This is a genomic window from Methylobacterium sp. BI1 (assembly GCF_056680125.1).
The window spans coordinates 4170438-4195912 of sequence record NZ_CM155267.1; the positions used below are offsets into that span (position 1 = coordinate 4170438).

A 25475-nucleotide genomic window follows, 5' to 3' on the forward strand; every position below is an offset into this window, starting at 1 on the left:
TGTCGCAAGAACACCCTGACCGTATATGCGCCTTGCCCAATTTCGCACGTGCCTGTGGCCGCGTGTCGGTTGGTGGGCATCCGGCCAACTGCCGGACAGCCGCCAGGGGTCTTAAAGGATCGATGGTCGACAGGGTGGATTCCCTCCGGCCGGCATCCAGGTGGCAACACCGGACCCCGACAACAACCGGCAGCCGGAGGCGAAACCGGCGAACCCCGCTCTCCACGGGGGACGCAGCTTAAAGCAACGACGAACGGGCTTTTTTGGTCTCGTCGGCCCTCCAAAGGCCGGCACCGAAGAGGCTTGTTTCTCTTTGCCCGGCGTGCGGTGGGGATCCCCCTTCCAATCCAAGGCAGCTTCCGGGTGCTCTCGCGCCTGCGATGCCCTCGCGTGTCTCCAAAGCACGTGGCGCGTCGCGTCGCAGCGCCCCCAGACGCCGGACGGCATCCTGTCGTCCTGACATTCGACAGCGCGCCCCATAAGGGCGCTTGCGAACCTGTGGGTTGGAACGACCATGACCGATCGTATCCGCGATTTCCTGCGCGCACGCCGCGACATGGGCCAGGACGAGGGCCCGGTGATGGTGCTCGACCTCGAGGTCGTGCGCGACAACTACACGGCCTTCGCCCGCGCCCTGCCCGACACCCGCGTGTTCTACGCCGTCAAGGCGAACCCGGCACCGGAGGTGCTGCGTCTCCTCGCCGAGATGGGCTCCTGCTTCGACACGGCCTCGGTCGTCGAGGTCGAGATGGCGCTCGCCGCCGGCGCCACCGCCGACCGGGTCTCCTTCGGCAACACCATCAAGAAGGAGCGCTGCATCACGCGCGCGCTCAAGCTCGGCGTGCGCCTGTTCGCCGTCGATTGCCAGGCCGAGGTCGAGAAGATCGCCCGGGCTTCCGAGGCCGCTGGCGTCGAGGCCTCCGACGTGCAGGTCTTCTGCCGCATCCTCTGCGACGGCGCCGGCGCCGAGTGGCCGCTGTCGCGCAAGTTCGGCTGCGTGCCGGAGATGGCCGTCGACGTGCTCGAGCACGCCTACCGCCAGGGCCTCACCGCCTACGGCGTGTCGTTCCACGTCGGATCGCAGCAGGGGAATACCGGCGCCTGGGACGGCGCGCTGGCCTCCGCCGCCGCGATCTTCGAGGATTGCGCCCAGCGCGGCATCAGCCTGTCGATGGTCAACCTCGGCGGCGGGTTCCCGACCAAGTACCTCAAGGCGGTGCCGGGCGTGGAATCCTACGGCGACGCGATCTTCCGCGCCCTGACCAAGCACTTCGGCAACCACATGCCGGAGACCATCATCGAGCCGGGTCGCGGCATGGTCGGCAATGCCGGCGTGATCGAGGCCGAGGTGGTGCTGGTCTCCAAGAAGTCCGACGCCGAGGACGAGGTGCGCTGGGTCTACCTCGACATCGGCAAGTTCGGCGGCCTCGCCGAGACCATGGACGAGTCCATCCGCTACGCGATCCGTACCGAGCACGACGAGGACCGCATGGCACCCTGCGTGCTCGCAGGCCCGACCTGCGATTCGGCGGACGTGCTCTACGAGAAGGTGCCCTATCCGCTGCCCGTCTCGCTCTCCATCGGCGACAAGGTGCTGATCGAGGGAGCCGGCGCCTACACCACGACCTACGCGGCGGTCGCCTTCAACGGCTTCCCGCCCCTCCAGCAATACGTCATCTAAACCCCTTCAAGGTCATGACGCGAACGCCGGGCATTCCCTCTGGGGACGCCCGGCGGTGGAACCCCACACGCTCGCCCCGTGCAGGTCGACGGCTTCTGCCGCAGCCTGAACGGACTCGTCCTGTCGCCTGCCCAACGTTCGGGAAGGGTGCGGCCTTGGTCCAGATCCGTGATGAAGTGGCCGGCGACGTCGTCGCCCGCGAGCAACTCCTCGACGCGTGCCTCGGAGAGGCACGCCGCCTCAAGACGTCCGAGCGCCTGCGCGAGGGCCGACTTCCGGCGGAGGGCCTCGCCCTCATCGCCGAGCAGGACGGACGCGTTGTCGGCACCTGCCGTCTCTGGCATGTCGAGGCCGGATCCCGTCGTCCGGCCCTGCTGCTCGGGCCGCTGGCGGTCGACCCGGCGATCCAGGGGCTCGGCCTCGGCTCGATCCTGATGCGGGCCGCGCTGCGTCGCGCGGACATTCTCGGCCACGGCGCGGTTCTGCTGATGGGTGATGCGCCCTATTATACGCGTTTCGGCTTCTCGGCCGATCTCGCGGAGGGGCTGTTCATGCCTGGGCCGTTCGAGCGCGAGCGCTTCCTCGGACTGGAACTCCGTCCCAGGGCCCTGGCTGGAGCCCGGGGCATCCTGCGGGCTGCGGGCGCCTGGGATCAGGCTCCCCCCCTCTCCCCGGTGCCGGCGGTGGCCGAGATCGGCACAGGGTCCCGACGACGGGTCGCCTGACGGCTGGTCCGGCGCAGCGGCCGGTCAGACGGCCGTGTGATGTTCGGTCTTGGCAGCGAGTTCGCAGCGGCGCTGGAAGGCTGCATCGTGGCGGCGCGTCACCGCTCGGAGCAGCGAGGCGGCCAGGGTGATGATGCCGGGATCGCGGTCGATGGGCTCGTCGGCCGGAGCGGCAAGGCGCGAGGTGATGAGTGCGAGCATGGTAGGGGTCCGTATCGTTGAGGGGACGGACGCTTCCTCGTCGGGGGTCGCTCTTGTTCTGTTGCAGTGCAATATCGGCGCGCGGGACCAGGGCCGCAATCCGTCGCGATGGGATGTCGCCCTGCGTGCAGGACATGCGCCCCTTCAATCTTCCGTAAGACTCCGTGCTTCGCGCAGGGGCTGGCCGCGCCGCAGCGGTTGACCGCTGGAGCCGCAAACGTCACTGAGCCCGTCGCTTGTTCGTCATTTGCGCCGCCTAAGGCATGCGGTCGCCGTGCGACGACCGACAACGACACGCGTATGAGAAGGACTCCACGCCCATGACTGACGCCGCTACCGCCTGGCCCGTCCACGGCCGCATCACCGGCCCCATCGTGATGATCGGCTTCGGCTCCATCGGGCGCGGCACGCTCCCGCTGATCGAGCGTCACTTCACCTACGACAAGGACCGCTTCACAGTCGTCGAGCCGTCCGACGCGCACAAATCCCTGGCCGATCAGCACGGCCTGCGCTTCGAACAGGTTGCGCTGACCAAGGAGAACTACCGCGAGATCCTCACGCCCCTGCTTACCGAGGGTGGCGGCCAGGGCTTCTGTGTGAACCTCTCGGTCGACACCTCCTCGCGGGCGATCATGGAGCTCTGCCGCGAGCTCGGCGCCTTCTACATCGATACCGTCGCGGAGCCCTGGCCGGGCTTCTACTTCGACAAGAACAAGAGCCAGGGCGACCGCACCAACTACGCCCTGCGCCAGGAAATCCTGGACGCCCGCATTGCGAGCCCGGGTGGGACCACCGCCGTGTCGTGCTGCGGCGCCAATCCGGGCATGGTCTCCTGGTTCGTCAAGCAGGCGCTCCTGAACATCGCCGGCGACCTCGGCCTCGAGACCCCGGAGCCGAAGAATCGTGCCGGCTGGGCCGCCCTCATGCGCAAGGTCGGCGTCAAGGGCGTCCACATCGCCGAGCGGGACACGCAGCGCGCCAAGTCGGCCAAGCCCATGGGCGTCTTCGTCAACACCTGGTCGGTGGAAGGCTTCGTTTCCGAGGGCAACCAGCCGGCCGAGCTCGGTTGGGGCACGCACGAGACCTGGAAGCCGGAGAATGCCCGGGAGCAGGAGAAGGGCTCGCGCTGCGCGATCTACCTGCTACAGCCCGGTGCCGACACCCGCGTGCGCTCCTGGACGCCGACGGCCCAGTCGCAGTTCGGCTTCCTCGTCACGCACAACGAGGCCGTCTCGATCTCCGACTACTACACGGTACTGGAAGGCGAGCGCGCCGCGTACCGGCCGACCTGCCACTACGCCTACCATCCGGCCAATGACGCGGTGCTGTCGCTGCACGAGATGTTCGGCAATGGCGGCAAGGTTCAGGAGCAGCACCACATCCTCGACGAGACCGAGATCGTGGACGGCATCGACGAGCTCGGCGTGCTCCTCTACGGCCACGCCAAGAACGCCTACTGGTACGGCTCGCAGCTCTCCATCGAGGAGACCCGCCGCATCGCTCCCTACCAGAACGCGACGGGCCTGCAGGTGACCTCAGCGGTGCTCGCCGGCATGGTCTGGGCACTCGAGAACCCGGAGGCCGGCATCGTCGAGGCCGACGAGATGGACTTCCGTCGCTGCCTCGAGGTGCAGACCCCGTATCTCGGCCCCGTCATCGGCGTCTACACAGACTGGACCCCGCTCACCGGGCGCCCGGGCCTGTTCCCCGAGGACATCGACACCAGCGATCCCTGGCAGTTCCGGAACGTGCTCGTGCACGGCTGAGACCCTGCGCCTCCGCGTCCCCGGTACGGCCTCCGCGCCGGGGACGCGACCATTGCATCCGAAGCCCGTTGTGCCGGGGACTGACGGACGGCTACGATGGCGTCGCGCCGCGATGCGCGCCATCTTCGTCTCCAGCCAGGACTGAGCCGCCCGGTGCCCCATTTCGAAGATTTCTACGCCAACAAGCTCCGCGGTTCGCTGGGCGTGACCGACGCGGAATCGATCCTCGACCTGCGCGAGACGAATCGTCCGACGGCGGAGGCCTCCTTGGCGGACATGCTGGAACGCAGCCGCTTCGGGAAAGGCAAGACGGTGGCGATCCGGCTCGCTCCGCCGCCGGAGGGTGGTGGCGAAACCCTGTTCCAGCCGGTCGGGCGCCTCCTCCTCGACGCCAAGCGCAAGGGCCTGGTCGATCGCCTGCAGACCCTTCCGGCTGGCGACGGCCTCGGTTTCTACGTGGCACTATTTGGCAAGGCTGCGCGTTCCTCCGACGGATAACGTCGCGCGACCCCGGGAAACGCCTTGCTCAACCTCGGACACAACACCATTGAGCGCGTCGCTCGGTTCGGCTACGGCGCCCGCGGCATCGTCTATTGCATCATCGGGGGGCTGGCGGTGCTGGCCGCCATCGGCCAGGGCGGCCGCGCCGGCGACAGCGAGAGTGCGCTCCGCTGGGTTCTTGCCGGGCCCTTCGGTGTGGTGCTCGTCGGCCTGATCGCCGCCGGCCTGCTCGGATTCGCCGTCTGGCGCTTCATCGAGAGCATCACCGATGCCGACCGGCGCGGGACCTCCCTCAAGGGCGTGACCGTCCGCCTCGCCCATCTTCTGAGCGCCGCGATCTATACCGGCCTTGCCATCACCGCGGCGAGCCTCGCCCTCGGCCTCGGGCGCAAGGGCGGCGAAGCCGCCCAGGACTGGACGGCCTGGCTCCTCGCCAAGCCCTTCGGCCTGTGGCTCGTGGGCCTGATCGGCCTCGGCGTCATGGGCGGCGGCGTCGCGTTCCTGGTCAAGGCGTTCAAGGGCGACGTCACCGACCGCCTCAAGCTCGATTCCGACCATTGCCGCTGGGCCAAGCCCGTGGGCCAGTTCGGCTACGCCGCGCGCGGCGTCGCCTTCCTGATCATCGGCGGCTTCTTCATCGCGGCGGCCTGGTACCAGGCGTCCTCCGAGGTGAAGGGCCTCGCGGGCGCCTTCGCGGCTCTGCGGGCGCAGCCCTATGGCTGGATGCTGCTCGCCATCGTGGCCGCGGGCCACTTCGCCTTCGGCGCTTTCGGTCTGATCCAGGCCCGTTTCCGCCACATCGATGCGCCCGATATCGACCAGACCGACGACGCCGTGGTGGCCGCGATCCGCGCAGTGCACTGACGCGTCCGAGGAACAAAAGCGAACGTTCGGCGATTGAAGCCCGAATCTCGCGGCGGCGGCGCGTCGGCCATTGGTCGACGCGCCGCCGCAGACAGAGGGGGGGAAGACATCATGCGTATCCGTTCGACGATCCTCGCGGGGAGCCTCCTGGCCCTCGGCTTGGCGACGGCTCCGGCCTTCGCGCAGGGCATTTCCATCGGACCCGGCGGCGTCCAGGTCGATCCGGGCTACCGCCGTGGTTACGATGACCGCGGCCCGCCGCGCAGCGAATTGACCCGTGGCGAGGCCGCCCGCATCGCGCGACGCGAGGGTCTGGTCGATGTCGACGGCGTCGACCGCCGCGGGCCGCGGATGATTGTTCGCGGCTCCGATCGGCGCGGCGACGACATCAGCGTCGTGCTCGACAGCCGCTCCGGCGACGTGATCGACGTCCGCCGCTGAGCGGACACACGGCTCAACCGCTTGCTTTGATCGAGGCCCGGCAGGTGATGCCGGGCCTTCGTCATGCCTGACTGCGGGCGAAGCGTTCGAGACCTTCGCGCGCGGTGCTCTCCGGCGACCATCCGAGGGACGTCAGCCCGTCCGCCCGTGCCACGAGACCGGTCGAGAGCCGGGCATAGGCGGCGTCCTGTCCGGCCAGGCGGCAGGCGAGCCCGAGCAGCGCGGACGGCGCCGGCAGGAGTCCGGCACTCCGCCCGAATCCCGCCCGCAGGGCCGTGACCATCTCGGCCGGGGTCAGCGGGTCGGGCTCGGCGACGATCAGCGGACGACGGAGGGGACCGGGCGCCTCCAGTGCCACCGCGACCGCCTGGGCCAGCGATTCCACCGAGACGAGGGAGCGCCGGGCCCCGAGGTTCGCAAAGGGCAGCGGCGTGGCGGAGCGAGCCACTCGCAGGAGGGTCGCGACATTGCCCTTCACGCCGGCCCCGTAGACCAGCACGGGCCGGAGCGCGACCCAGTCGAGCCCGGTCTCGGCCAGGGCTGCCTCGGCCGCGAGCTTGGAGCGCCCATAGGCCTCGGTCGGAGCCGCAGGATCGGATTCCGTGACGATCCCGGGGGCCGAGATGCCGGTCTGCGCCCGGATGGAGGACAGGAAGACGAAGCGCTGGACCCGGGCGCGGATTGCGGCCTCGGCGAGGCGGAGGGTCGCTTCGGTATTGGACGACCGGAAATCGTCCTCGGGCGTCCCCGACATGGTCAGGGACAATCCGGCGGAATGCACCACCGCGTCGACGCCTGCGAGGGCCGCCGCCATGTTCATCGGCCGGGTCAGATCCCCGACGACGGCGCTGCTCGCCCCCTCCGGGACCTCCACCGGCCGCCGGAGCAGGACGCGCACCCGAAAGCCGCGCCGCGACAGGCTCCGCAGCAGGTGCCGCCCGATGAAGCCCGTGGCGCCGGTGAGTGCGATCAGCGGTCCACCCATGGGACGAACCCCTCCTACGGCAGCAGCGCCGTGACCTCGATCTCGACCTTCATCTCGGGACGCAACAGGCCGGCCACGATCACGATCGTGGCGGCAGGCCGGATCTCGGCCAGGACCTGGCCGCAGATTCCGAGCACCGCTTCGGCCTCCATCCGATCCATGACATAGTAGGTCGCCCGCACGATGTCTCCGAGACCGGCGCCGGCCTGCGCCAGGACGTCCCCGATATTCCGCCAGCAAGCCTCGGCCTGGGCGGCTGCCGAGGCCGGCATCGTCATGCTGGCATAATCGTAGCCGGTGGTGCCGGCGACGAAGACGAAGCCGCCCTGAACCACGGCACGGGAATAGCCGTAGGCCGACTCGAAGGGTGAGCCGGAGCCGATCAGGCGGCGTCCGCTCATCCGCGCCGCAGCGCTTCCAGCACCTTGGCCCCGGGGCGCCCGGTGGCCGGCATGCCGAGACTGCGCTCGACCTCCTTGATGGCGTCGCGGGTCTTGGACCCGACCTTGCCGTCCGGCTCGCCGACGTCGAATCCGCGCTTGGTCAGGCGGGCCTGCAGGTCGCGGCGCTCGGCCCGCGACAGCGGCGGATCGTCGGTGGGCCAGTCGGCCTGGATGCCGCCGCGCCCGCGCAGGCGGTCGGACAGCACCGCGATGGCGAGGCCGTAGGATTCGGCCGCGTTGTAGGAATAGAGCGCGTCGAAGTTCTTCGTCACGAGGAAGGCCGGTCCGTCAATGCCGGCCGGCAGCAGGATGCCGGCAGGCCCCTCGCCGGAGAGCGGGCGGCCGTCGACGCGAGTGACGCCGAGGGAGGCCCAGTGAGCGATCGCCTTCTTGTTCTTGCGGCCCGCCGCGCCGGCGTTGAAGCCGCGCGGCACCTTCACCTCGTAGCCCCAAGGCTGTCCGTTGTTCCACTTGGCCACGCGCAGGAAGTTTGCCGTGGAGGCGACGGCATCCGGCACCGAATCGACGAGGTCGCGCCGCCCGTCGCCGTCGCCGTCGACGGCGAGGCGCTGATAGGTGGTGGGCATGAACTGGGTCTGCCCGAAGGCACCGGCCCAGGATCCGTTGAGGCGGGACGGATCGATGTCGCCGCGCTCAATGATCTTCAGGGTGGCCATCAGCTCGCCCTTGAAGAACTCCTTCCGGCGATGGTTGGCGCAGATCAGCGTGGCGAAGGACTGCACCAGCGGCATCTTGCCGAGGTTCTTTCCGAAATTCGATTCGACGCCCCAGACCGCCGCGATGGTGTGCCGGTCGACGCCGTAGCGCGCCTCGGCATTGGCCAGGGCCTGGGCGTGCTGGCGCATGGCAGCCTTGCCGTCGTCGACGCGCTCCTCGTCGACGAGGGCGGCCATGTAGTCCCAGATCGGCGTCTTGAATTCGGGCTGGGCCTGGCTGAGCTCGATGACCTTCTCGTCGTAGGTGATCCCGGCCGTCGCCGCCCGGAAGGTCTGGGCCGAGATGCCCTGCGCGGCAGCCTGGGCCTGCAAGCTGCCGAGGCAATCCTGGAAGTCGGCCCGGGCCGTTACGCAGATCACCAGGAGGGCCGCGGCCGCTCCGCAGGAGAGGGTCGCCGTCTTACCCGATCGGCCGAATGCCATCGTGTTCTCCGCCAATGCGTTCGTCGAGACTGTGATCGCCGATTCAGGCGATACCAGGGTTAACGAACGGTTGAGGCCGGCACCGAATGACCGCGGCGATCGGCGCGGGATTCCGGCCGCCCCGGGCCAGACCCCGCCCCGATCGTGCTCAGGCGAAACCGCGCGCGGCGAGCTTCTGCTCGTAGGCGTCAATGGCGGGCGCCCGCTTCAGGGTCAGGCCGATCTCGTCGAGGCCGTTGAGGAGGCTCTCCTTACGGCCGGGATCGATGTCGAAGTGCAGGGTGCCGCCGTCGGGCCCCTTGATGGTCTGGGCCTCCAGATCCACCGAGAGGGTCGCGTTGGAGCCGCGCTCCGCATCTTCGAACAGCTTCTCGAGGTCCTCGGGCGAGACCGTGATCGCCAGGATGCCGTTCTTGGCGCAGTTGTTGAAGAAGATGTCGGCGAAGCTGGTGGAGATGACGCAGCGGATGCCGAAATCGGTCAGGGCCCAGGGCGCGTGCTCGCGCGACGAGCCGCAGCCGAAGTTGTCGCCGACCACGAGGATCTTGGCGTTGCGGTAGGCCGGCTTGTTCAGCACGAAGTCCGGGTTCTCCGAGCCATCGTCGCGATAGCGCATCTCGGAGAACAGGCCCTTGCCGAGGCCGGTGCGCTTGATGGTCTTCAGGTACTGCTTCGGGATGATCCGGTCGGTGTCGACGTTGATGATCCGCATGGGCGCCGCGACGCCCTCCAGGGTGGTGAACTTGTCCATGATGCCGGTCGCCGTGGTCTCGCGATGCGCGGAGGCCTCTCCCGGGGACGGTCGGGGCGTCGCGCTTGGAGGACATCTAACAGCCGGGGCGCGCCCCTGAAAGACGGAGACGCGCGTCTCGCGATCGTCGCGCATCGCGCCTATGCTGCGGCCGAGGGACGACACGGGGGCAACGATGGCCGAGACCACCAACCAGTTCAAGAAAGCGCCCAAACGCAAGAAGGAGAAGGCCCGCTCGGTGACGGTGTCCCCCGAGATGCGCCAGGCCTACGCGGACCTGATCAAGCAGAAGGAAGAGCGCGAGGAATACGCAAAACACCTGCCCTCCGAGAAGGGCAGGTGATGATCGCTTCGCGGGCGGTCCGGAAAGCTTAGCGCTTTCCGGCCTCGATCACGTCCTCGACCGTGCGCAGGCCGGCGCGGGGAGCGTTGACGAGGCAGGCCATGTTGCCCGGGGCGTGCTGGTTCTTCCACATCTTGGTGTGGGCCTGGGGGATCTTCTCCCAGGGGAAGACCTCGCTCATGCAGGGGTCGATGCGCTGGTCGAGGACGAACTGGTTGGCGGCCGAGGCCTGCTTCAGGTGCGCGAAGTGCGAACCCTGGATTCGCTTCTGGCGCATCCAGACGTAGCGGGCGTCGAAGGTGATGTTGAACCCGGTGGTGCCGGCGCAGAACACGATCATGCCGCCGCGCTTGGCCACAAGGGTCGAGACCGGGAAGGTCGACTCGCCCGGGTGCTCGAACACGATGTCGACGTCGTTGCCCTTGCCGGTGATGTCCCAGATCGCCTTGCCGAACTTGCGGGCTTCCTTAAGCCAGGTGTTGTACTCGGGCGAGTTCACCTTGGGCAGCTGGCCCCAGCAGTCGAACTCCTTGCGATTGATCACGCCCTTGGCGCCGAGGCTCATGACGTAATCGCGCTTGGTGTCGTCGGAGATCACCGCGATGGCGTTGGCGCCCGATGCCGCGCAGAGCTGCACCGCGAACACGCCGAGGCCGCCGGACGCGCCCCAGACGAGGACGTTCTGGCCCGGGCGCACGGTGTGGGGCGCGTGGCCGAACAGCATGCGGTAGGCCGTGGCGAGGGTGAGCGTGTAGCAGGCCGCCTCCTCCCAGGTCAGGTGCTTGGGGCGCACCATGAGCTGGCGCGACTGCACCCGGCAGAACTGGGCGAAGGAGCCGTCCCCGGTCTCGTAGCCCCAGATGCGCTGGGAGGGCGAGAACATCGGGTCGCCGCCGTTGCACTCCTCGTCGTCGCCGTCGTCGCGGTTGCAGTGGACGATGACCTCGTCACCGACCTTCCAGCGCTTCACCTTGGCGCCGACCTTCCAGACGATGCCGGAGGCGTCCGAGCCGGCGATGTGGTACTCGCCCTTGTGCACGTCGAAGGGCGAGATCGGCTCGCCGAGGCCAGCCCAGACGCCGTTGTAGTTCACGCCGGCGGCCATGACGTAGACCAGAACCTCGTCGTCGCCGATCTCCCAGACGGGCAGCACCTCAAGCTGGTGCGACTGCTCGGGCGGCCCGTGCCGCTCGCGCCGGATCGCCCAGGCGTACATCTTCGCCGGCACGTGCCCGAGGGGCGGAACTTCGCCCATCTCGTACAGGTCCTTCAGTTCCGTCGTGCTCGACGCAGCGCTCGCGGCCATCTTGGCTCTCCCCATGACTTCTTGTGCTGCTCGCTATATCGGCGAACCGAGAGCCGTCCAAGAGCCCGAACGGGCAAGAATCTTTTCGACGGAGGCCAAGAAACCTTCACGCACTCAAGATGAAGCCGCTCCCTGAGTGAAGGCCATCCTGTATTCAATATTATCGTGGTGCCCAGGGCCTTTAGCGCCCTTCATACACAGGCTTATTCGCCCGCATCCGACCCGTTTCGATCTTCGGAGGTCTGGCATACGGCGGTACAAGCCGGGCGCCGGCTTGTACCAATGTCCAATCCTCCGAAGTGTCGGAACGCTGGCCGATCCTCCTCGGCGCGCCGATCTTGTCCACAGGGCACCGGGCAGCGGCCGGAAGAAGCGGGCTTGTGCACGCGTGTTGGATCGAACGGCGGTGCAATGCGCGGCACATTTCCGTGAGTGCGAAGCCTCGGCAAGACAACGAAGCGGCGGGCTGCTTCGGATGTTCTTTGGTGCTGATGACGTGGCGAACGCGCTTCGCTAGGGTGCGCCGCAAGTGATCGACAGCAGTCAAATGCAATTTGAGATCACATCAAATTCAGTCTTGAGGGAGTGTTCCGGGATGAGCGGACAGGCAGCGGTCGCCGAGACCAAGCGCGACAAGCCGTGGATCATCCGCACCTATGCGGGTCATTCCAATGCCAAGGAGTCGAACGCGCTCTATCGGGGCAACCTGGCCAAGGGACAGACCGGCCTCTCGGTGGCCTTCGACCTGCCGACGCAGACCGGCTACGACCCGGACCACGAGCTCGCCCGCGGCGAGGTCGGCAAGGTCGGCGTCTCGATCGCGCATCTCGGCGACATGCGGACGCTGTTCGACCAGATTCCGCTGCAGCAGATGAACACCTCGATGACGATCAACGCCACGGCGCCGTGGCTGCTGTCGCTCTATCTCGCGGTGGCCGAGGAGCAGGGGGCGCCGTTCGCCGGCCTGCAGGGCACCACCCAGAACGACATCATCAAGGAATACCTGTCGCGCGGCACCTACGTGTTCCCGCCCGCACCCTCCCTCCGGCTGACCAAGGACGTGATCCTGTTCACGACCAAGGAAGTGCCGAAGTGGAACCCGATGAACGTCTGCTCCTACCATCTGCAAGAGGCCGGGGCGACGCCGGTGCAGGAGCTGTCCTACGCCCTCGCCATCGCCATCGCGGTGCTCGACACCGTCCGCGACGACCCGGATTTCGACGAGGCGAGCTTCGCCGACGTCTTCAGCCGGATCTCGTTCTTCGTGAACGCCGGCATGCGGTTCGTCACCGAGATCTGCAAGATGCGGGCGTTCTCCGAACTCTGGGACGAGATCGCCCAGGAGCGCTACGGCATCACCGATCCCAAGAAGCGGATCTTCCGCTACGGCGTCCAGGTCAATTCCCTCGGTCTCACCGAGCAGCAGCCCGAAAACAACGTCCACCGCATCCTGATCGAGATGCTGGCCGTGACCCTGTCGAAGCGCGCCCGCGCCCGCGCCGTGCAGCTGCCGGCCTGGAACGAGGCGCTCGGCCTGCCGCGCCCCTGGGATCAGCAATGGTCGATGCGGATGCAGCAGATCCTCGCCTTCGAGACCGATCTCCTGGAATACGACGACATCTTCGACGGTTCGAAGGTCATCGACGCCAAGGTCGAGGCGCTGAAGGCCGAGACCCGCAAGGCCCTGGAGGAGATCGGCGGCATCGGCGGTGCCGTGGCGGCGGTGGAGACCGGCGCCCTCAAGCGCGCGCTGGTGGAATCCAACGCCAAGCGCATCTCCGCCATCGAGGCCGGCGACCAGGTCGTGGTCGGCGTCAACAAGTTCCAGGCCGGGGAGCCCTCCCCGCTCACCGCCGGCGAGGGCGCCATCTTCACCGTCTCCGAGACGGTGGAGATGGAGGCCGAGCAGCGCATCCGCGAATGGCGGTCGAAGCGCGACGGCCGGGCGGTGGAGAAGGCCCTCGACGATCTCGAGGCCGCGGCGCGCTCGGGCGCCAACATCATGCCGGTCTCGATCGCGGCGGCGAAGGCCGGCGTCACCACCGGCGAGTGGGGCGGGCGCCTGCGCCAGGTCTTCGGCGAGTACCGCGCCCCCACCGGCGTCACCCTGGAGACCATCTCGTCGGGGGCGGCCCAGGACGCCAAGCTCCTCATCGCCGATCTCGGCGAGCGCCTCGGCGAGACGCCGAAGCTGGTGGTCGGCAAGCCCGGCCTCGACGGCCACTCGAACGGCGCCGAGCAGATCGCGCTGCGCGCCCGCGACGTGGGCTTCGACGTGACCTATGACGGCATCCGCCAAACCCCGGCCGAGATCGTCGCCAAGGCCAAGGCCACCGGCGCCCACGTGGTCGGGCTGTCGATCCTGTCGGGCAGCCACGTGCCGCTGGTGCGCGACGTCCGGGCGAAGATGCGCGAGGCCGGCCTCGACCACATCCCCCTCGTGGTCGGCGGCATCATCTCGCCCGACGACGAGCTGGTGCTCAAGAACATGGGCGTCACGGCGGTCTACACCCCGAAGGACTACGTCCTCGACACCATCATGGTGGGCATCGCCAAGGTGGTGGAGCGCGCCCTCGACAAGCGCGCCGCCGAGCAGGCGGACGCCAAAGCCGGGATCGCCGGGGCGACCCCACGCAGCGACACGGCCGAGAAGGTGTTCTGACGCGCCGCCCGCACGCGTCGCCTTCGCTCCGGACGGAGCAGGCGACGCGCGTCGGGCGACCGGCGCCCCGTCGTCAGGGCTTGCCCACGAAACGGTCGCGCCCCGCGCCCAGGCTGCACAGGAAGGCGCAGGCCGCGATCGCGCAGAACAGGGCCGTCGAGGCGGCCCAGTTCCCCGTCAGGTCGTGCGCCAACCCGAAGCTCAGGGGACCGAGGGATGCCACCGTGTAGCCGACGCTCTGGGACATCGCCGCGAGGCTGCCGGCGGTGGCCGGGTCGCGGGCCCGCAGGACGATGATGGTGAGGCCGAGGCCGAACAGGCCGCCGAGGCCGGCACCGAGCAGCATGCCGACCGGCAGCGCCCAGGCGAGCGGACCGTAGACCAGGGCGACGAGGGCCAGGACGCAGAGGGCGAGGAGGCCGGCGGCGAAGCCGCGCTGGTCGCGCACCCGGGCCGCGAAGGACGGCACCAGCAGCGCCGCCGGCGCCTGCCCGATGCTCATCAGCGAGGAGACGAAGCCGGCCTCCACCGCGCTCAGCCCCCGGTCGTGCAGCACCAGCGGAAGCCAGCCGAACATGATGTAGGCCAGCGACGATTGCAGGCCCATGAAGCCGGTGACCTGCCAGGCCAGTCGATCCCGCCAGAGCGAGATCCGCCGCGTCGCTCCCGGCGCGGTCTCGGGCGCCCGGGCGAAGGGCGCCCAGGCCAGGGTCGCGACGAGGGCGGGCACGGCCCAGAGGGCGAGCGCGGCGGGCCAGCCGCCGAGACCGTCGGCGAGGGGCACCGAGAGCCCCGCCCCCGCCGCGGCGCCGAGGCACAGCACCATGGTGTAGAGGCCGGTGACGACGCCCGTCAGGCCCGGGAAGTCGCGCTTGACCAGGCCCGGCAGCAGCACCCCCGAGAGACCGATCCCGAGGGCGGCGAGGCAAGCGCCGGCGAAGAGCGGCCCCAAGCCCCCGAGGCCGCGCAGGCCGGAGCCCAGGGCGACCACCGCCACGGCGAGGAGCACGCCGCGATCGGAGCCGAGGCGCCGCATCACCCAGGGTCCGATGGTGCAGGCGAGGCCGATGCAGAGCACCGGCAGCGTGGTGAGCAGGGCCGCCCCGGCGGCGCTGAGGGCCGTCTCGGCCCGGATGCGTTCCAGGAGCGGGCCGACGGTTGTCAGGGCCGGGCGCATGTTGAAGGCAACCAGCATGATGCCGAGGCCGAGCAGGATCGGACGGGCCGTGACCGGCAGGGTGGTCTTCACGCGCTTCGCCGCCGTGCCGCCAAGAGGGTGAGGAAGGCCCCGAGCCAGACCAGGCCGAAGGGCAGGTCGCCGAGGCGCGCATAGAGCGTCCGACCCGGGAGGCGCGCCGGGAGATCGGCGTCGAGGACGCCCTCGACGCCCAGCGGCAGGCTGGCGGTGATCCTCCCATGGGCGTCGACCACGGCCGAGATGCCGGTATTGGCGTCGCGGATAAGAGGCAGCCCCTCCTCCACGGCACGCAGGCGAGCCTGGGCGAGGTGCTGGCGCGGTCCCGGCGTATCGCCGAACCAGGCGTCGTTGGTGAGGTTGAGGATCAGCCCAGCCACCGGCGGCGGACCGTTCGGCGTCGCGCCCGGCACGATGGCGCCCGGAAAGATCGCCTCGTAGCAGATCGTCGCCGCCACAGGCGGCAGGCCCGGCACGGTCATGATCCGCTGGGTCGCCCGGTCGCCGGCCGTGAAGCCCCCCGGGATCGAGACGAACTGCCGGATGTGCAGGGCCCGAAGGGTCGCGTCGAGGGGGCCTGGCAGGTACTCGCCGAACGGCACGAGGTGCACCTTGTCGTAGATGTCGCCGAATTTCGGCCCGGCCGAGATCGTCAGGATGCTGTTGAAGAAGCGCGGTCGCTCGTCGCCCACCGGCACCTCGGCGCGAGCCGCGCCGGTGATGAGCTGCTTGCCCGGCGGGAACGCCGCGGCGACACGGGCGAGGGCCTCGGGGTCGCGCTGGATCAGGAACGGGAAGGCGGATTCCGGCCAGATCACGTGGGTGACATCGGCGATGCCGGTGCGGTCGGGCGCGGCGGCCCGGTCGCTGAGCTCAAGGTAGCGGTCGAGGATGTCCTGGCGGTTCTCCGGCCGGAACTTGGCGTCCTGGTTCAGGTTCGGCTGGACGAGGCGCAGGCGCACGCCCTGGACCACCGGGTCCGCAGCCGCCGGCACCCGCCGGGCGCCGAAACCGGCGAGCCCCGCCAGGGCGAGACCGGCGAGGACCAGCGGGAGGAAGCGGCCGCGCCAGGTATCGGCGACCGCCAGGGTCGCGGGCGCCGCCGCGACGAGGATCGCCAGGAACGTCAGGCCGTAGAGGCCGGCTACGGCCGCGCCCTGCATCAGCCAGAGGTTCTGGCCGAGGGCCATGCCCAGGGTGTTCCAGGGAAAGCCGGTGAAGAGATGCCCGCGCAGCCACTCGCAGGCGGAGAGGCCGAGGGCGAGGCCGACGAGGCGCAGGGCCCCCCGCGACCAGAGCAGGCGGGCCAGCGCGAAGCCGAAGGCGTAGAACAGGGCGAGCACCGCCGGCAAGCCGACGACGCCGAGGGGCAAGGCCCAGAGGAATTCTTCCGCCTCCACCAGGAAGGCGGAGCCGAGCCACCACAGGCCGGCGGTCAGGTAGCCGAATCCCCAGGCCCAGCCGATCAGAGCGCTGGCGAGCACCGCGCCGCGGGTGGCCCTGCGCCCGGTGGCGGCCCCGTCGAGCAGCCAGACGGCGACGCTCAGGGAGACCACGAGGGCGGGAAACAGCCCGAAGGGCGGCATGGCGAGGGCGCCGAGGGCGCCGGAGGCCATGGCGACGGCGAGACGGCGCCAGCCGGCGGTCAGCATGACCCACTGGGCCAGGGCGGCGAGCGGTCCCGTCGCCGGACCGCGCCCGGCGCGGTCCGCGGGGATCGAGGTCATGCCGGCTCCGTCACGCGGCGGGTGATTCGGACGCGGGCTTCGGCGCGGGCAGCGCCAGGGGTACCACGGCCGTGATGCGGGCGTCGCCGCGCTGGAGGCGCAGGCGCTTTACTCGGCGCGGATCGGCGTCGAGCACCTCGAATTCGAGGTCGCCCGGTCCGCTGATGAGCTCGCCGCGCGACGGCACCCGGCCCGCGAGGGTCACGATCAGGCCGCCGATGGTGTCGATCTCCTCGGCCATCTCGCCGACAGCCGCCACGAGGTCGACGCCGCTCGCGGCCGAAACTTCGGCGAGGCCGGCCCGGGCATCGGCCACGAACACGTCGCCCTCCCCGTCGACGCGCTGGACGAGATGCCCCTCGGCGACGTCGTGCTCGTCCTCGATGTCGCCCACCACCACCTCGATCAGGTCCTCGATGGAGATGAGTCCGTCGGTGCCGCCGTACTCGTCGATGACGAGGGCCATGTGGGTGCGCGTCGCCTGCATCCGCACCAGCAGGTCGATGGCTGGCATCGAGGGCGGCACGAACAGCACCGGGCGCTGGATGCGCGTGGCGGCCAGGGTGGCCGAGAGGTCGACATTGGCGAGGTTGAGGGTGCGCAGGGCCCGTGCTCCCCGCCGTGCCCGGGGCGGCAGCACGGGAGCGGCCTCGCCATCGGTCGCGGGCGCCGCGGGCGGTGTGCGGCGGCTGCCGGCTTCGGCCCGGGCGGCGATGTGATCGACGAAGTCGCGGATGTGGACCATGCCGCGGGGGTCGTCGAGGGTCTCGCCATAGACCGGCAGGCGCGAATGCCCCGCCGTGCGGAACAGCTTCAGAAGGTCGCCGAGGCTGGTCTCCATCGACACCGCGACGATGTCGGCCCGGGGAATCATCACGTCGTCGACCCGTACCTTGTGCAGGCCGAGGACGTTCTTGAGCATGGCGCGTTCGAGGGGCGAGAACGCGTTCTCGCCGGTGTCGGGCTCGGCCAGCGCGTCCTCGATGTCGTCGCGCAGCGAATCGCGGGGACGAAGATGGAAGACGTGCAGGAGGCGGTCGTACCAGGGCTCGCGGGCCTGGCTCTCACCGTCGCCGGAACTGGGCGCGGCCTGGGCCGCGCCGCGACTTCGATCGTTTGTCATGTCTCTCTGATCTGGAGTGTCGGGCGGGATCGCCGCGCGTGGGGCCGCTCACGCGGCAGGCGGGTCTGCCGGCGCGAGGTCAGGCGCATAGGGATCGGGAACACCGAGGGTGCGGAGGGCCGCGACCTCGAGGGCCTCCATCGCGTCGGCATCCGCCTCGCCGGTCTCGTGGTCCTGACCAAGGAGGTGAAGGGTGCCATGGACGAGGAGATGGGCCAGATGGTCGCTGAGCGGCTTCGACTGCTCCGCACTTTCGCGCAGCATCGTGTCATACGCAAGAACCACGTCGCCCAGGGGCACCGGCATGCCTGCATGGGCGGGTTGCGCCGGCGCAGGGAAGGACAGGACGTTGGTGGGCTTGTCCTTGCCGCGCCAGGTTCGATTCAGGTCCTGAACCACCGCGTCGGTGGCGAGCAGGATACTGATTTCGATAGAGCCCTCGGGCGGCTCGGGGGCCACGGCGAGGCCGGCCTCGACGGCGCGAATCACGAAGGCTTCCAGATCGGGCGCCACGCTTTCCCAGCGCGCGTCCTCGACCGAAACGTCGATCTCCGCCGCACAGGCAGGGGGCGCGCTCACGACAGCGGCCTCCGGCGCGAGACCGGGCTGCGGTCGGCATCGCCCTCCCCGTGGGACGCGGCCTCGTAGGCGGTGACGATGCGGCGGACGAGGTCGTGGCGCACCACGTCGACGTCCCGGAAGGTGATGCGGCCGATACCCTCGACGCCATCGAGGACGCGCACCGCCTCGACCAGGCCGGACTTCTGGCCCGGCGGCAGGTCGATCTGGCTCGGATCGCCGGTGATGATCATGCGGGAATTCTCACCGAGGCGGGTGAGGAACATCTTCATCTGCATCGAAGTGGTGTTCTGCGCCTCGTCGAGGAGCACCACGGCGTTGGTCAGGGTACGGCCGCGCATGAAGGCCAGGGGCGCGATCTCGATGACGCCGGTCTGCAGGCCGCGGTCGACGTGGCGCGCCTCCATGAAGTCGTAGAGGGCGTCGTAGATCGGCCGTAGGTAGGGATCGACCTTCTCGCGCATGTCCCCCGGCAGGAAGCCCAGGCGCTCGCCGGCTTCCACGGCGGGGCGCGACAGGATCAGGCGCTCGACATGCCCCTGCTCCAGCAGCGAAACGGCATAGCCCACGGCGAGCCAGGTCTTGCCGGTACCGGCAGGCCCCTCCGCGAAGACGAGCTCGTGGCTGCGCAGGGCCTTGATGTAGGCGTCCTGGGCCGCGTTGCGGGCGCGCACGGCGCCGCGCTTGCGGGTGGCGAGCTGGTCGAACACCGCCCGGTCGGGCTCGGCGCTGACCTCAGCAGCCGGGAAGAGATTGCCCTGCTGGGTCGTCTCGTGGATCGCCCCGTCGACGTCGCCGAGAGTCAGGGGCAACCCGCTCGCCTTCACCCGGGCATAGAGGCGCTCGAACACCTTCCGCGCCTTCTCGGCCGCCTCGACGCTGCCCTTGACCACGAGGTGGTTGCCGAGCGCGGTGGCGGTCACGGCGAGGCGCCGCTCGATATGGGCGACGTTCTGGTCGTACTGGCCGAAGACCAGGCTCGCGAGCCGGTTATCGTCGAAGGTGAGGGAGACCTCCTCGGTCTCGACCAGTCCCCCGATCCGCGCCGCCGGGCCGCGCCCGCGCAGCACGCCACCGCGTCCACTCGATCCTTCAGATCCTGGCACGCCGTCGTCCTTCATTCGTTGCAGGGGATCCGCGTCGGCCGGCCGGGGCCGCACCGCATCGCAGACGATCCCGAGATGGGCAGCCGGCCCGCGCCGGACAGTGGCGGATCGGCGCGGCGTATCGACCGACCGGGCCGCGACGCGTCCTCAAGCGGCAGCCGCCGTGCCGCCGGCGGCCTCGCCGAACAGGCTGTTCGAGCCGGCGCGGATCACCCGCACCGGGACGACGGTGCCGATGGTGGCCGTCGGCGCGTCGAACTGGACCGGCAGGAGATGGGGCGTCTTACCGGCCACCTGACCGGGATGACGTCCGGCCTTCTCCACCAGCACCTCGACCACGTGGCCGACCGCGGATGCGTTGAAGGCGTGGCGCTGGGCGTCGAGGAGCGTCTGGAGCGCAGCGAGGCGCTCGGACTTCACGGCCTCGGGCACCGCGTCGGCGCTCTCGGCCGCCGGGGTCCCGGGGCGCGGGCTGTACTTGAACGAGAAGGCGCTGGCGAAGCCGATGTCGCGCACCAGCTGCATGGTGTCCTCGAACTCGGCATCGGTCTCGCCGGGAAAGCCGACGATGAAATCGGACGAGAGGGCGATGTCGGGCCGGGCCGCGCGCACCCGCTCGATGATCCGGCGATAGGCGTCGCCGGTGTGCTTGCGGTTCATCGCCTTGAGCACCCGGTCGGAGCCCGACTGCACCGGCAGGTGCAGGTAGGGCATCAGGGCCGGCAGGGTCCCGTGGGCGGCGATGAGGTCGTCGTCCATGTCGTTGGGATGGCTGGTCGTGTAGCGCAGGCGCAGGAGGCCGGGGATGCCCTCCAGGGCGCGCATCAGAGCCGGGAGGGTCGCGCTCCCGCCGTCCGGACCAAGCCCGTGATAGGCATTCACGTTCTGGCCGATCAGGGTGATCTCCCGAACGCCGCCACGCACCAGCTTCTCGGCCTCGGCCCGGATCGCCTCCACGGAGCGGGAGACCTCGGCACCGCGGGTATAGGGCACGACGCAGAAGGCGCAGAACTTGTCGCAGCCCTCCTGCACCGTGAGGAAGGCCGTGACCCCGTGGGTGCTGCGGGCCGGGAGGTGGTCGAACTTGTCCTCCACCGGAAACTCGGTGTCGACCACGCGCTTCGTGGCCGAGCGCGCCAGCAGGTCCGGCAGGCGGTGGTAGTTCTGCGGGCCGACCACCACGTCGACGGTCGGCGCGCGGGCCAGGATTTCGGCCCCCTCGGCCTGGGCGACGCAGCCGGCGACGACGATCCGGGTCTCGTGCCCGGCCTGCGCCCGCTCACCCTTGAGCACCCGCAGCCGGCCGAGCTCGGAATAGACCTTGTCGGCGGCCTTCTCGCGGATGTGGCAGGTGTTGAGGATGACGACGTCCGCCTCCTCCACCGCGTCGGTCGCCGCGTAGCCCTCGGCGCCCAGCACGTCCGCCATCCGGGCGGCGTCGTAGGCGTTCATCTGGCAACCGTAGGATTTGACGTAGGCTTTCTTCAACAGTCCGATTCCGGAAATTCTTGGTCTGCGAGCGGCCTTAGCATGGATTGGCAGCGCCGTCGCGGCACCGCTGTCGTCTCTCTCCCCCGTCCGCCGAAAGCCGCATTCTCGAATTTACGCAGTTGCAGAAATTCGTTGGTATGGCATCCTCCCCGCAGAGATAACCCGCTGCCATGACGATCACCTGGGACGAGGCGAAGCGGCAGGCGAATCTCGCGAAGCACGGCTACGACTTCGCCGATTTCGAGACTCACTTCGATGGCGAGACGTCCCTGATCCGGCCGGCTCGTCCCAGTCGAAACGGTCGCGCTCGCTACCTGTTGATCGGGGACTGGAATGGCCAGCGGGTGGTAGCCGTGATCGTCTCGCCTCTCGGCACCGAGGCCTTGTCCCTGGTCAGCTTGCGCAGCGCCAGCCTTCCGGAGAGATCCGCCTATGACCGACACCGCACCGAAACCTGATACTGCCAAGCCCGGCTATACCCAGGTGGATTGGGACGATGTATCCGACACGCCGGAGCTCTCCGAAGCGGAGCTCGCCGATCTGCGCCCGGCCCGCGATATGCCCGAACTCTTCGCCCTGCTTCCGCAGCGTGGGCGCGGCCGGCCGAAGCGTGCGGACGCGAAAGTCAACCTCACGCTGCGGGTCGAGCCAGCCTTGATCGAGGCCTACAAGGCGACCGGTCCCGGCTGGCAGGTCAGGATGCAGGACGCCCTGGCCGCAGGCTTGAGATCTCGGCAGGCCTCATCCGCTGAGCAAGACTTTTTCGAGACGCAACGGCCCACGAGATCGCTGCGGAAGGTCGGCCCGAACTCCGCGTGATGCCGCGAACGCGATACGATCAGCGGATCGTCAGGTCTGCGCCCGTGACCGCCGTACCCCGATCCACCGGTTCCCGGAATCGCCCCGGCCAGACCGGCCCCAGGGGCGGCCGGCCCGTCACGCCGCGCTGGAGGGCGGCCCGAACGGAGGCCTCCGCCAGGGCGGTGGCGCGCTTGCGGTCGGTGCCGGCCTCGACGGCGATCGGCGCGCCCCAGACCACGTGGACGTCGATGGGTCCGCCGTCGAAGAAGGCGGCGAGATGGGGTGCCAGCTCCATGTCGCCGTACCAGGCCACCTCCGGGCGCTCGCTCCGAACCAGCGGCAGGCCGTTGCGCCGGGGATAGGTGATGGCGAGCGGCTGGAGCCGGACCCGGGCGGGTCCCTCCCCCGCAACGGCCGCGCGGGCGGCCCCCACCAGCGACGAGCGGAACGGCAGCAGGCGGGTGCCGTCCCCGGTGGTGCCCTCGGCGAAGAGCACGATGAGGTCGCCGCAGCCGAGACGCTGCGCCACCGTGGCGTTGACGTTGGCGGTGTCGGCCCGGCGCGCCCGGTCGATGAAGACCGTGCGCTGCAGCCGCGCCAGGGTGCCGATGACGGGCCAGCCGGCGATCTCGGATTTCGCCACGAAGGAGAGTGGGCGCAGGGAGCCGAGGACGATGATGTCGAGCCAGGAAACGTGGTTCGACAGCACCAGCGCCGGTTCGCCCGCCTCCGGCGGCGTACCGCTCTGGGTCACCCGCAGGCCGAACAGGGCGACGAAGGCCCGGTGGAACAGCACGGGCATCCAGGCCGCGATCCGGCCGCTGCCGAAGCGGAGGCTGAGAAGGTGCGGCCCCACGATGACGAGGAAGGCCAGGGCGCAGAGCGCCAGGCGGCAGAACGCGCCAAGGCGGGACATCGGCTGCCTAGCGCCTAGCGCGCGCCGGGTGGCGTCACGCCAGCACCGCCGTCATGGTCAGGGCCGTGGCGCGAGCCCCGTCGGCCCGGGTGTAGTACCCCGTCCGCTCGCCCACCTGTCGGAAGCCGTGGCGCGCGTAGAGCTTCAGGGCCGGGGCGTTGCCCTCGTCGACCTCGAGATGGACCGTCCGCACCCCGGACTGCACCAGGTGTTCCAGATGGGCGGCGATGAGCTTGTGCGAGAGGCCGCCGCCGCGCGCCGCCGGCGCCAGCACGACCGTGAGGATCTCGGCCTCGTCGGCCGCCCGCCGCGACAGGACGAAGCCCTGGATCGCGCCGCTCTTCCACAGGGCATGCGCCTCCGTGGAGCGCTCGCACAGCATGCGCTCGAACTCGTGCGCGTCCCAGGGGCGCGCGAAGGCGGTGGCGTGGATGCGCGCCAGGGCCCGCGCCTGCCCGGAATCCCGCAGCAGCGTGACGTAGGGCGCCGTGCCCCAGGCTTCCCACCAGGCGGACCAGATCTCGAAGGGCCAGAACGGCGTCAGCGAACGGGTCATCGGCGGGCGAGCCTCGCGTGATCTTGCGGCTGGGCGTCGGGACCGCGGAGATAGAGGGGACGCGCCAGCGCCTGGGCGGGGTCGGCCAGCATGCCGAGGGAGGCGACCCAGGCGATCTCGGCCGCGCCGGTGCCGGCGACCACGGTGTCGAGGCCCCGGGCCTTCGCGGCCTGGGCGACCAGGGGCGCGCCGGACCCGACCAGGGTGACGACGCCGTCGAGCATCGCCGCCGCCTCGGCCACCGGTAGATGGCTCGGCGGCACGACGATCCCGTCCGTCATGCTCATCGCCTGCAGGTAGACCGAGCCGTGCCGGGCATCGATCGCGGCCACGATCAGGCCCTCGCCGTTCTGCGCGAGCAGGGGCGCCAGCAGGGCGGACAGGGTGGTGACGCCGACCACGGGGATGCCGGTGGCCAGCCCCACCGCCCGGGCCGCCGAGAGCCCGACCCGCAGGCCGGTGTAGCTGCCCGGCCCGACCGTGACGGCGACCCGGTCCAGGGCCTCGAATCCGCCCTCGGCCCGGGCGACCACCCGCTCGATCATCGGCAGGAGGGCTTCCGCATGGCCGCGGCCGAGGATCATCGACTCGTGCGCGAGGAGATCGTCGGTGGAATCCGAGGCGATGCAGACGGAACAGGCGTCGAGCGCCGTGTCGATGGCGAGGATACGCAAACTCACTCCCGATCGTGCCACACGCCCGGAAAGCGCAGAGCCGTCCGGGGCCACGACTTTAAGACAAAAACGGCCGCTCCGTCAGGGCGGAGCGGCCATCGTGGAGATATTCGGGCGAACCTGTTGCGGCTTTGCGTCGGCCCGCCGGAATTCGACGGGTCAGATCGCCTGGACTTCGCGGATCTCCGGCAGGAAGTGCCGGAACAGGTTCTGCACGCCGTTGCGCAGGGTCGCCGTGGAGGACGGGCAGCCCGAACAGGCCCCCTTCATCTCCAGGTAGACCACGCCCTCCTTGTAGCCCCGGAAGGTGATGTCGCCGCCGTCGCCGGCCACCGCCGGGCGCACGCGGGTCTCGAGCAGGTCCTTGATCGTCTCGACGGTCTCGATGTCGGCCGGATCGAAGAACTCCTCGGCATCCTCGCTGCCGGCGACGTGGCCCTCGGCCAGGGCCGGAGCGCCGGACTGGAAGTGCTCCATGATGGCGCCGAGGACGGCCGGCTTCACCTGGGGCCAGAGGTTGTCGTCCTCGGCCTTGGTGACCGAGATGAAATCGTGGCCGAGATAGACGCCCGAGACGCCGGGCACGTCGAACAGACGGCTCGCCAGGGGCGAGCGGGCGGCGGCCTCGCTGTCGCGCGCCTCGAAGGTGCCCTCGGGCAGGACGACGCGGCCCGGCAGGAACTTCAGGGTGGCGGGATTGGGGGTGGCTTCGGTCTGGATGAACATTGGGAACGGGATCCTCGTCCGCTGCGCCGGTTCAAGGCCGGCCGGGAATGGCGGCGGGAGTCTCCGCCGCCGCCCTCCATGTGGACCGCGCACGGGATTTTCTCAACCGCGCCGGATGCGCGCCGGATGCGCAGGCGCGCCCGCGAGGGTCGGCCGCCGGCTATTGGACAAGCGCCGGCACCTCGTGTATGGCCCGCCTCAATTCAAAACAGGATGCCGAAATCCTGACGCACGCGGCCCCATCCGGGGGCCTCGGGCGCGCACCGGCAGGAACTTGACCATGAACATCATCCAGCAGCTCGAGCAGGAGCAGATCGCTTCGCTCGGCAAGACCATCCCCGATTTCCAGCCCGGCGACACGGTCACCGTGAACGTCAAGGTGAAGGAAGGCGAGCGCACCCGCGTGCAGGCCTACGAGGGCGTGTGCATCGCCCGCTCCGGTGGCGGCCTCAACGAGAGCTTCACCGTCCGCAAGATCTCCTACGGCGAGGGCGTCGAGCGCGTGTTCCCGCTCTACTCGCCGCTGATCGATTCGATCGCCGTCGTCCGTCGCGGCAAGGTGCGTCGCGCCAAGCTCTACTACCTGCGCGACCGTCGCGGTAAGTCCGCCCGCATCGTCGAGCGCGCCGACCGTCCCGCCGAGAAGGCCGCCAAGGCCGACGCCTCCAAGGCGAACAAGGACGCTCGCAAGGCCGAGAAGGCCGCGAAGAGCGCCGCCAAGACCGCTGCTGAGTAAGACCGCTGCCGGGTAA

General features: G+C 69.7%; 27 protein-coding genes. 11 read left to right on the forward strand and 16 right to left on the reverse strand.

Annotated elements, in window-relative coordinates:
• Positions 1 to 514: 514 nt before the first annotated feature.
• Together AC1MGR_RS19720 and AC1MGR_RS19725 are read left to right on the forward strand one after the other, a co-directional pair.
• A complete protein-coding gene (locus tag AC1MGR_RS19720) occupies positions 515 to 1681 on the forward strand; it encodes a type III PLP-dependent enzyme (protein ID WP_480232650.1) in 1167 nt (388 codons plus the stop codon).
• Positions 1682 to 1836: 155 nt separating this feature from the next.
• Complete coding sequence (locus AC1MGR_RS19725) at positions 1837 to 2406, forward strand: GNAT family N-acetyltransferase (RefSeq protein WP_480232651.1); 570 nt, start codon at positions 1837 to 1839, stop codon at positions 2404 to 2406.
• Positions 2407 to 2430: 24 nt separating this feature from the next.
• Here AC1MGR_RS19725 and AC1MGR_RS19730 read toward each other — a convergent pair whose 3' ends face one another.
• On the reverse strand, positions 2431 to 2607 hold the full coding sequence (locus tag AC1MGR_RS19730; protein ID WP_181259548.1) for a hypothetical protein: 177 nt from the start codon (positions 2605 to 2607) through the stop codon (positions 2431 to 2433).
• Positions 2608 to 2927: 320 nt separating this feature from the next.
• Between AC1MGR_RS19730 and AC1MGR_RS19735 the strand changes: the two genes are divergently transcribed.
• From AC1MGR_RS19735 to AC1MGR_RS19750, 4 genes are all read left to right on the forward strand, one after another.
• Positions 2928 to 4373, forward strand: a complete 1446-nt coding sequence (locus AC1MGR_RS19735) for a homospermidine synthase (RefSeq protein WP_480232652.1) — start codon at positions 2928 to 2930, stop codon at positions 4371 to 4373.
• A gap of 153 nt (positions 4374 to 4526) precedes the next feature.
• Positions 4527 to 4871, forward strand: a complete 345-nt coding sequence (locus AC1MGR_RS19740) for a hypothetical protein (protein WP_480232653.1) — start codon at positions 4527 to 4529, stop codon at positions 4869 to 4871.
• Positions 4872 to 4895: 24 nt separating this feature from the next.
• The gene (locus AC1MGR_RS19745) at positions 4896 to 5738 is read left to right on the forward strand and encodes a DUF1206 domain-containing protein (protein ID WP_480232654.1); all 843 of its coding nucleotides are present in this window, start codon (positions 4896 to 4898) and stop codon (positions 5736 to 5738) included.
• Positions 5739 to 5849: 111 nt separating this feature from the next.
• Positions 5850 to 6179, forward strand: a complete 330-nt coding sequence (locus tag AC1MGR_RS19750; protein ID WP_108034184.1) for a hypothetical protein — start codon at positions 5850 to 5852, stop codon at positions 6177 to 6179.
• A gap of 61 nt (positions 6180 to 6240) precedes the next feature.
• On the opposite strand, the gene AC1MGR_RS19755 is transcribed toward AC1MGR_RS19750, so the two are convergent.
• From AC1MGR_RS19755 to leuD, 4 genes are all read right to left on the reverse strand, one after another.
• Positions 6241 to 7164, reverse strand: a complete 924-nt coding sequence (locus AC1MGR_RS19755; protein ID WP_480232655.1) for an NAD-dependent epimerase/dehydratase family protein — start codon at positions 7162 to 7164, stop codon at positions 6241 to 6243.
• A gap of 14 nt (positions 7165 to 7178) precedes the next feature.
• On the reverse strand, positions 7179 to 7565 hold the full coding sequence (locus tag AC1MGR_RS19760; protein ID WP_480232656.1) for a RidA family protein: 387 nt from the start codon (positions 7563 to 7565) through the stop codon (positions 7179 to 7181).
• Entirely contained in the window at positions 7562 to 8767 is a 1206-nt protein-coding gene (locus tag AC1MGR_RS19765) for a lytic murein transglycosylase (RefSeq protein WP_480232657.1), read from the reverse strand. The genes AC1MGR_RS19760 and AC1MGR_RS19765 overlap by 4 nt, the downstream gene beginning before the upstream one ends.
• Before the next feature lie 148 nt (positions 8768 to 8915).
• The gene (gene leuD / locus AC1MGR_RS19770) at positions 8916 to 9518 is read right to left on the reverse strand and encodes a 3-isopropylmalate dehydratase small subunit (protein WP_056475361.1); all 603 of its coding nucleotides are present in this window, start codon (positions 9516 to 9518) and stop codon (positions 8916 to 8918) included.
• A gap of 175 nt (positions 9519 to 9693) precedes the next feature.
• Between leuD and AC1MGR_RS19775 the strand changes: the two genes are divergently transcribed.
• On the forward strand, positions 9694 to 9861 hold the full coding sequence (locus AC1MGR_RS19775; RefSeq protein WP_181017318.1) for a hypothetical protein: 168 nt from the start codon (positions 9694 to 9696) through the stop codon (positions 9859 to 9861).
• Between the two features lie 28 nt (positions 9862 to 9889).
• On the opposite strand, the gene ccrA is transcribed toward AC1MGR_RS19775, so the two are convergent.
• Positions 9890 to 11167, reverse strand: a complete 1278-nt coding sequence (ccrA, locus tag AC1MGR_RS19780) for a crotonyl-CoA carboxylase/reductase (RefSeq protein ID WP_108034181.1) — start codon at positions 11165 to 11167, stop codon at positions 9890 to 9892.
• 595 nt (positions 11168 to 11762) lie between these two features.
• Between ccrA and AC1MGR_RS19785 the strand changes: the two genes are divergently transcribed.
• Positions 11763 to 13829, forward strand: a complete 2067-nt coding sequence (locus AC1MGR_RS19785) for a protein meaA (RefSeq protein WP_108034180.1) — start codon at positions 11763 to 11765, stop codon at positions 13827 to 13829.
• A 73-nt stretch (positions 13830 to 13902) separates the two neighbouring features.
• On the opposite strand, the gene AC1MGR_RS19790 is transcribed toward AC1MGR_RS19785, so the two are convergent.
• The 6 genes from AC1MGR_RS19790 to miaB all read right to left on the reverse strand — a co-directional run bounded on the left by AC1MGR_RS19790 (position 13903) and on the right by miaB (position 21047).
• Entirely contained in the window at positions 13903 to 15078 is a 1176-nt protein-coding gene (locus AC1MGR_RS19790) for an MFS transporter (protein WP_480232658.1), read from the reverse strand.
• The gene (lnt, locus tag AC1MGR_RS19795; RefSeq protein WP_480232659.1) at positions 15075 to 16751 is read right to left on the reverse strand and encodes an apolipoprotein N-acyltransferase; all 1677 of its coding nucleotides are present in this window, start codon (positions 16749 to 16751) and stop codon (positions 15075 to 15077) included. The genes AC1MGR_RS19790 and lnt overlap by 4 nt, the downstream gene beginning before the upstream one ends.
• Before the next feature lie 10 nt (positions 16752 to 16761).
• A complete protein-coding gene (locus AC1MGR_RS19800) occupies positions 16762 to 17874 on the reverse strand; it encodes a hemolysin family protein (protein WP_108034178.1) in 1113 nt (370 codons plus the stop codon).
• A 48-nt stretch (positions 17875 to 17922) separates the two neighbouring features.
• The gene (gene ybeY / locus AC1MGR_RS19805) at positions 17923 to 18453 is read right to left on the reverse strand and encodes an rRNA maturation RNase YbeY (RefSeq protein ID WP_480232660.1); all 531 of its coding nucleotides are present in this window, start codon (positions 18451 to 18453) and stop codon (positions 17923 to 17925) included.
• Positions 18450 to 19574 (reverse strand): PhoH family protein, encoded by a 1125-nt coding sequence (locus tag AC1MGR_RS19810; RefSeq protein WP_480232661.1) that lies wholly within the window; start codon positions 19572 to 19574, stop codon positions 18450 to 18452. Before AC1MGR_RS19810 ends, ybeY begins: the two co-directional genes overlap by 4 nt.
• Before the next feature lie 132 nt (positions 19575 to 19706).
• Positions 19707 to 21047 (reverse strand): tRNA (N6-isopentenyl adenosine(37)-C2)-methylthiotransferase MiaB, encoded by a 1341-nt coding sequence (gene miaB / locus AC1MGR_RS19815; protein WP_480232662.1) that lies wholly within the window; start codon positions 21045 to 21047, stop codon positions 19707 to 19709.
• 173 nt (positions 21048 to 21220) lie between these two features.
• Between miaB and AC1MGR_RS19820 the strand changes: the two genes are divergently transcribed.
• Both AC1MGR_RS19820 and AC1MGR_RS19825 read left to right on the forward strand, forming a co-directional pair.
• Positions 21221 to 21508, forward strand: coding sequence for a BrnT family toxin (locus AC1MGR_RS19820; protein WP_480232663.1), 288 nt, complete (start codon positions 21221 to 21223; stop codon positions 21506 to 21508).
• Entirely contained in the window at positions 21483 to 21869 is a 387-nt protein-coding gene (locus AC1MGR_RS19825; protein WP_480232664.1) for a BrnA antitoxin family protein, read from the forward strand. Before AC1MGR_RS19820 ends, AC1MGR_RS19825 begins: the two co-directional genes overlap by 26 nt.
• Before the next feature lie 19 nt (positions 21870 to 21888).
• Here AC1MGR_RS19825 and AC1MGR_RS19830 read toward each other — a convergent pair whose 3' ends face one another.
• From AC1MGR_RS19830 to AC1MGR_RS19845, 4 genes are all read right to left on the reverse strand, one after another.
• On the reverse strand, positions 21889 to 22767 hold the full coding sequence (locus tag AC1MGR_RS19830) for a lysophospholipid acyltransferase family protein (protein ID WP_480232665.1): 879 nt from the start codon (positions 22765 to 22767) through the stop codon (positions 21889 to 21891).
• Positions 22768 to 22801: 34 nt separating this feature from the next.
• Positions 22802 to 23323 carry a GNAT family N-acetyltransferase gene (locus tag AC1MGR_RS19835; RefSeq protein ID WP_108034174.1) on the reverse strand — a complete coding sequence of 174 codons (522 nt, stop codon included), beginning with the start codon at positions 23321 to 23323 and terminating at the stop codon, positions 22802 to 22804.
• Positions 23320 to 23997: a tRNA (adenosine(37)-N6)-threonylcarbamoyltransferase complex dimerization subunit type 1 TsaB gene (gene tsaB / locus AC1MGR_RS19840; RefSeq protein WP_480234846.1), complete on the reverse strand. Its 678-nt coding sequence runs from the start codon at positions 23995 to 23997 to the stop codon at positions 23320 to 23322. The genes AC1MGR_RS19835 and tsaB overlap by 4 nt, the downstream gene beginning before the upstream one ends.
• Positions 23998 to 24156: 159 nt before the next feature.
• The gene (locus AC1MGR_RS19845; protein WP_463769733.1) at positions 24157 to 24723 is read right to left on the reverse strand and encodes a NifU family protein; all 567 of its coding nucleotides are present in this window, start codon (positions 24721 to 24723) and stop codon (positions 24157 to 24159) included.
• Between the two features lie 280 nt (positions 24724 to 25003).
• On the opposite strand from AC1MGR_RS19845, the gene rplS reads away from it, so the two are divergent.
• Positions 25004 to 25459 carry a 50S ribosomal protein L19 gene (gene rplS / locus AC1MGR_RS19850; protein ID WP_055957797.1) on the forward strand — a complete coding sequence of 152 codons (456 nt, stop codon included), beginning with the start codon at positions 25004 to 25006 and terminating at the stop codon, positions 25457 to 25459.
• Positions 25460 to 25475: the final 16 nt, after the last annotated feature.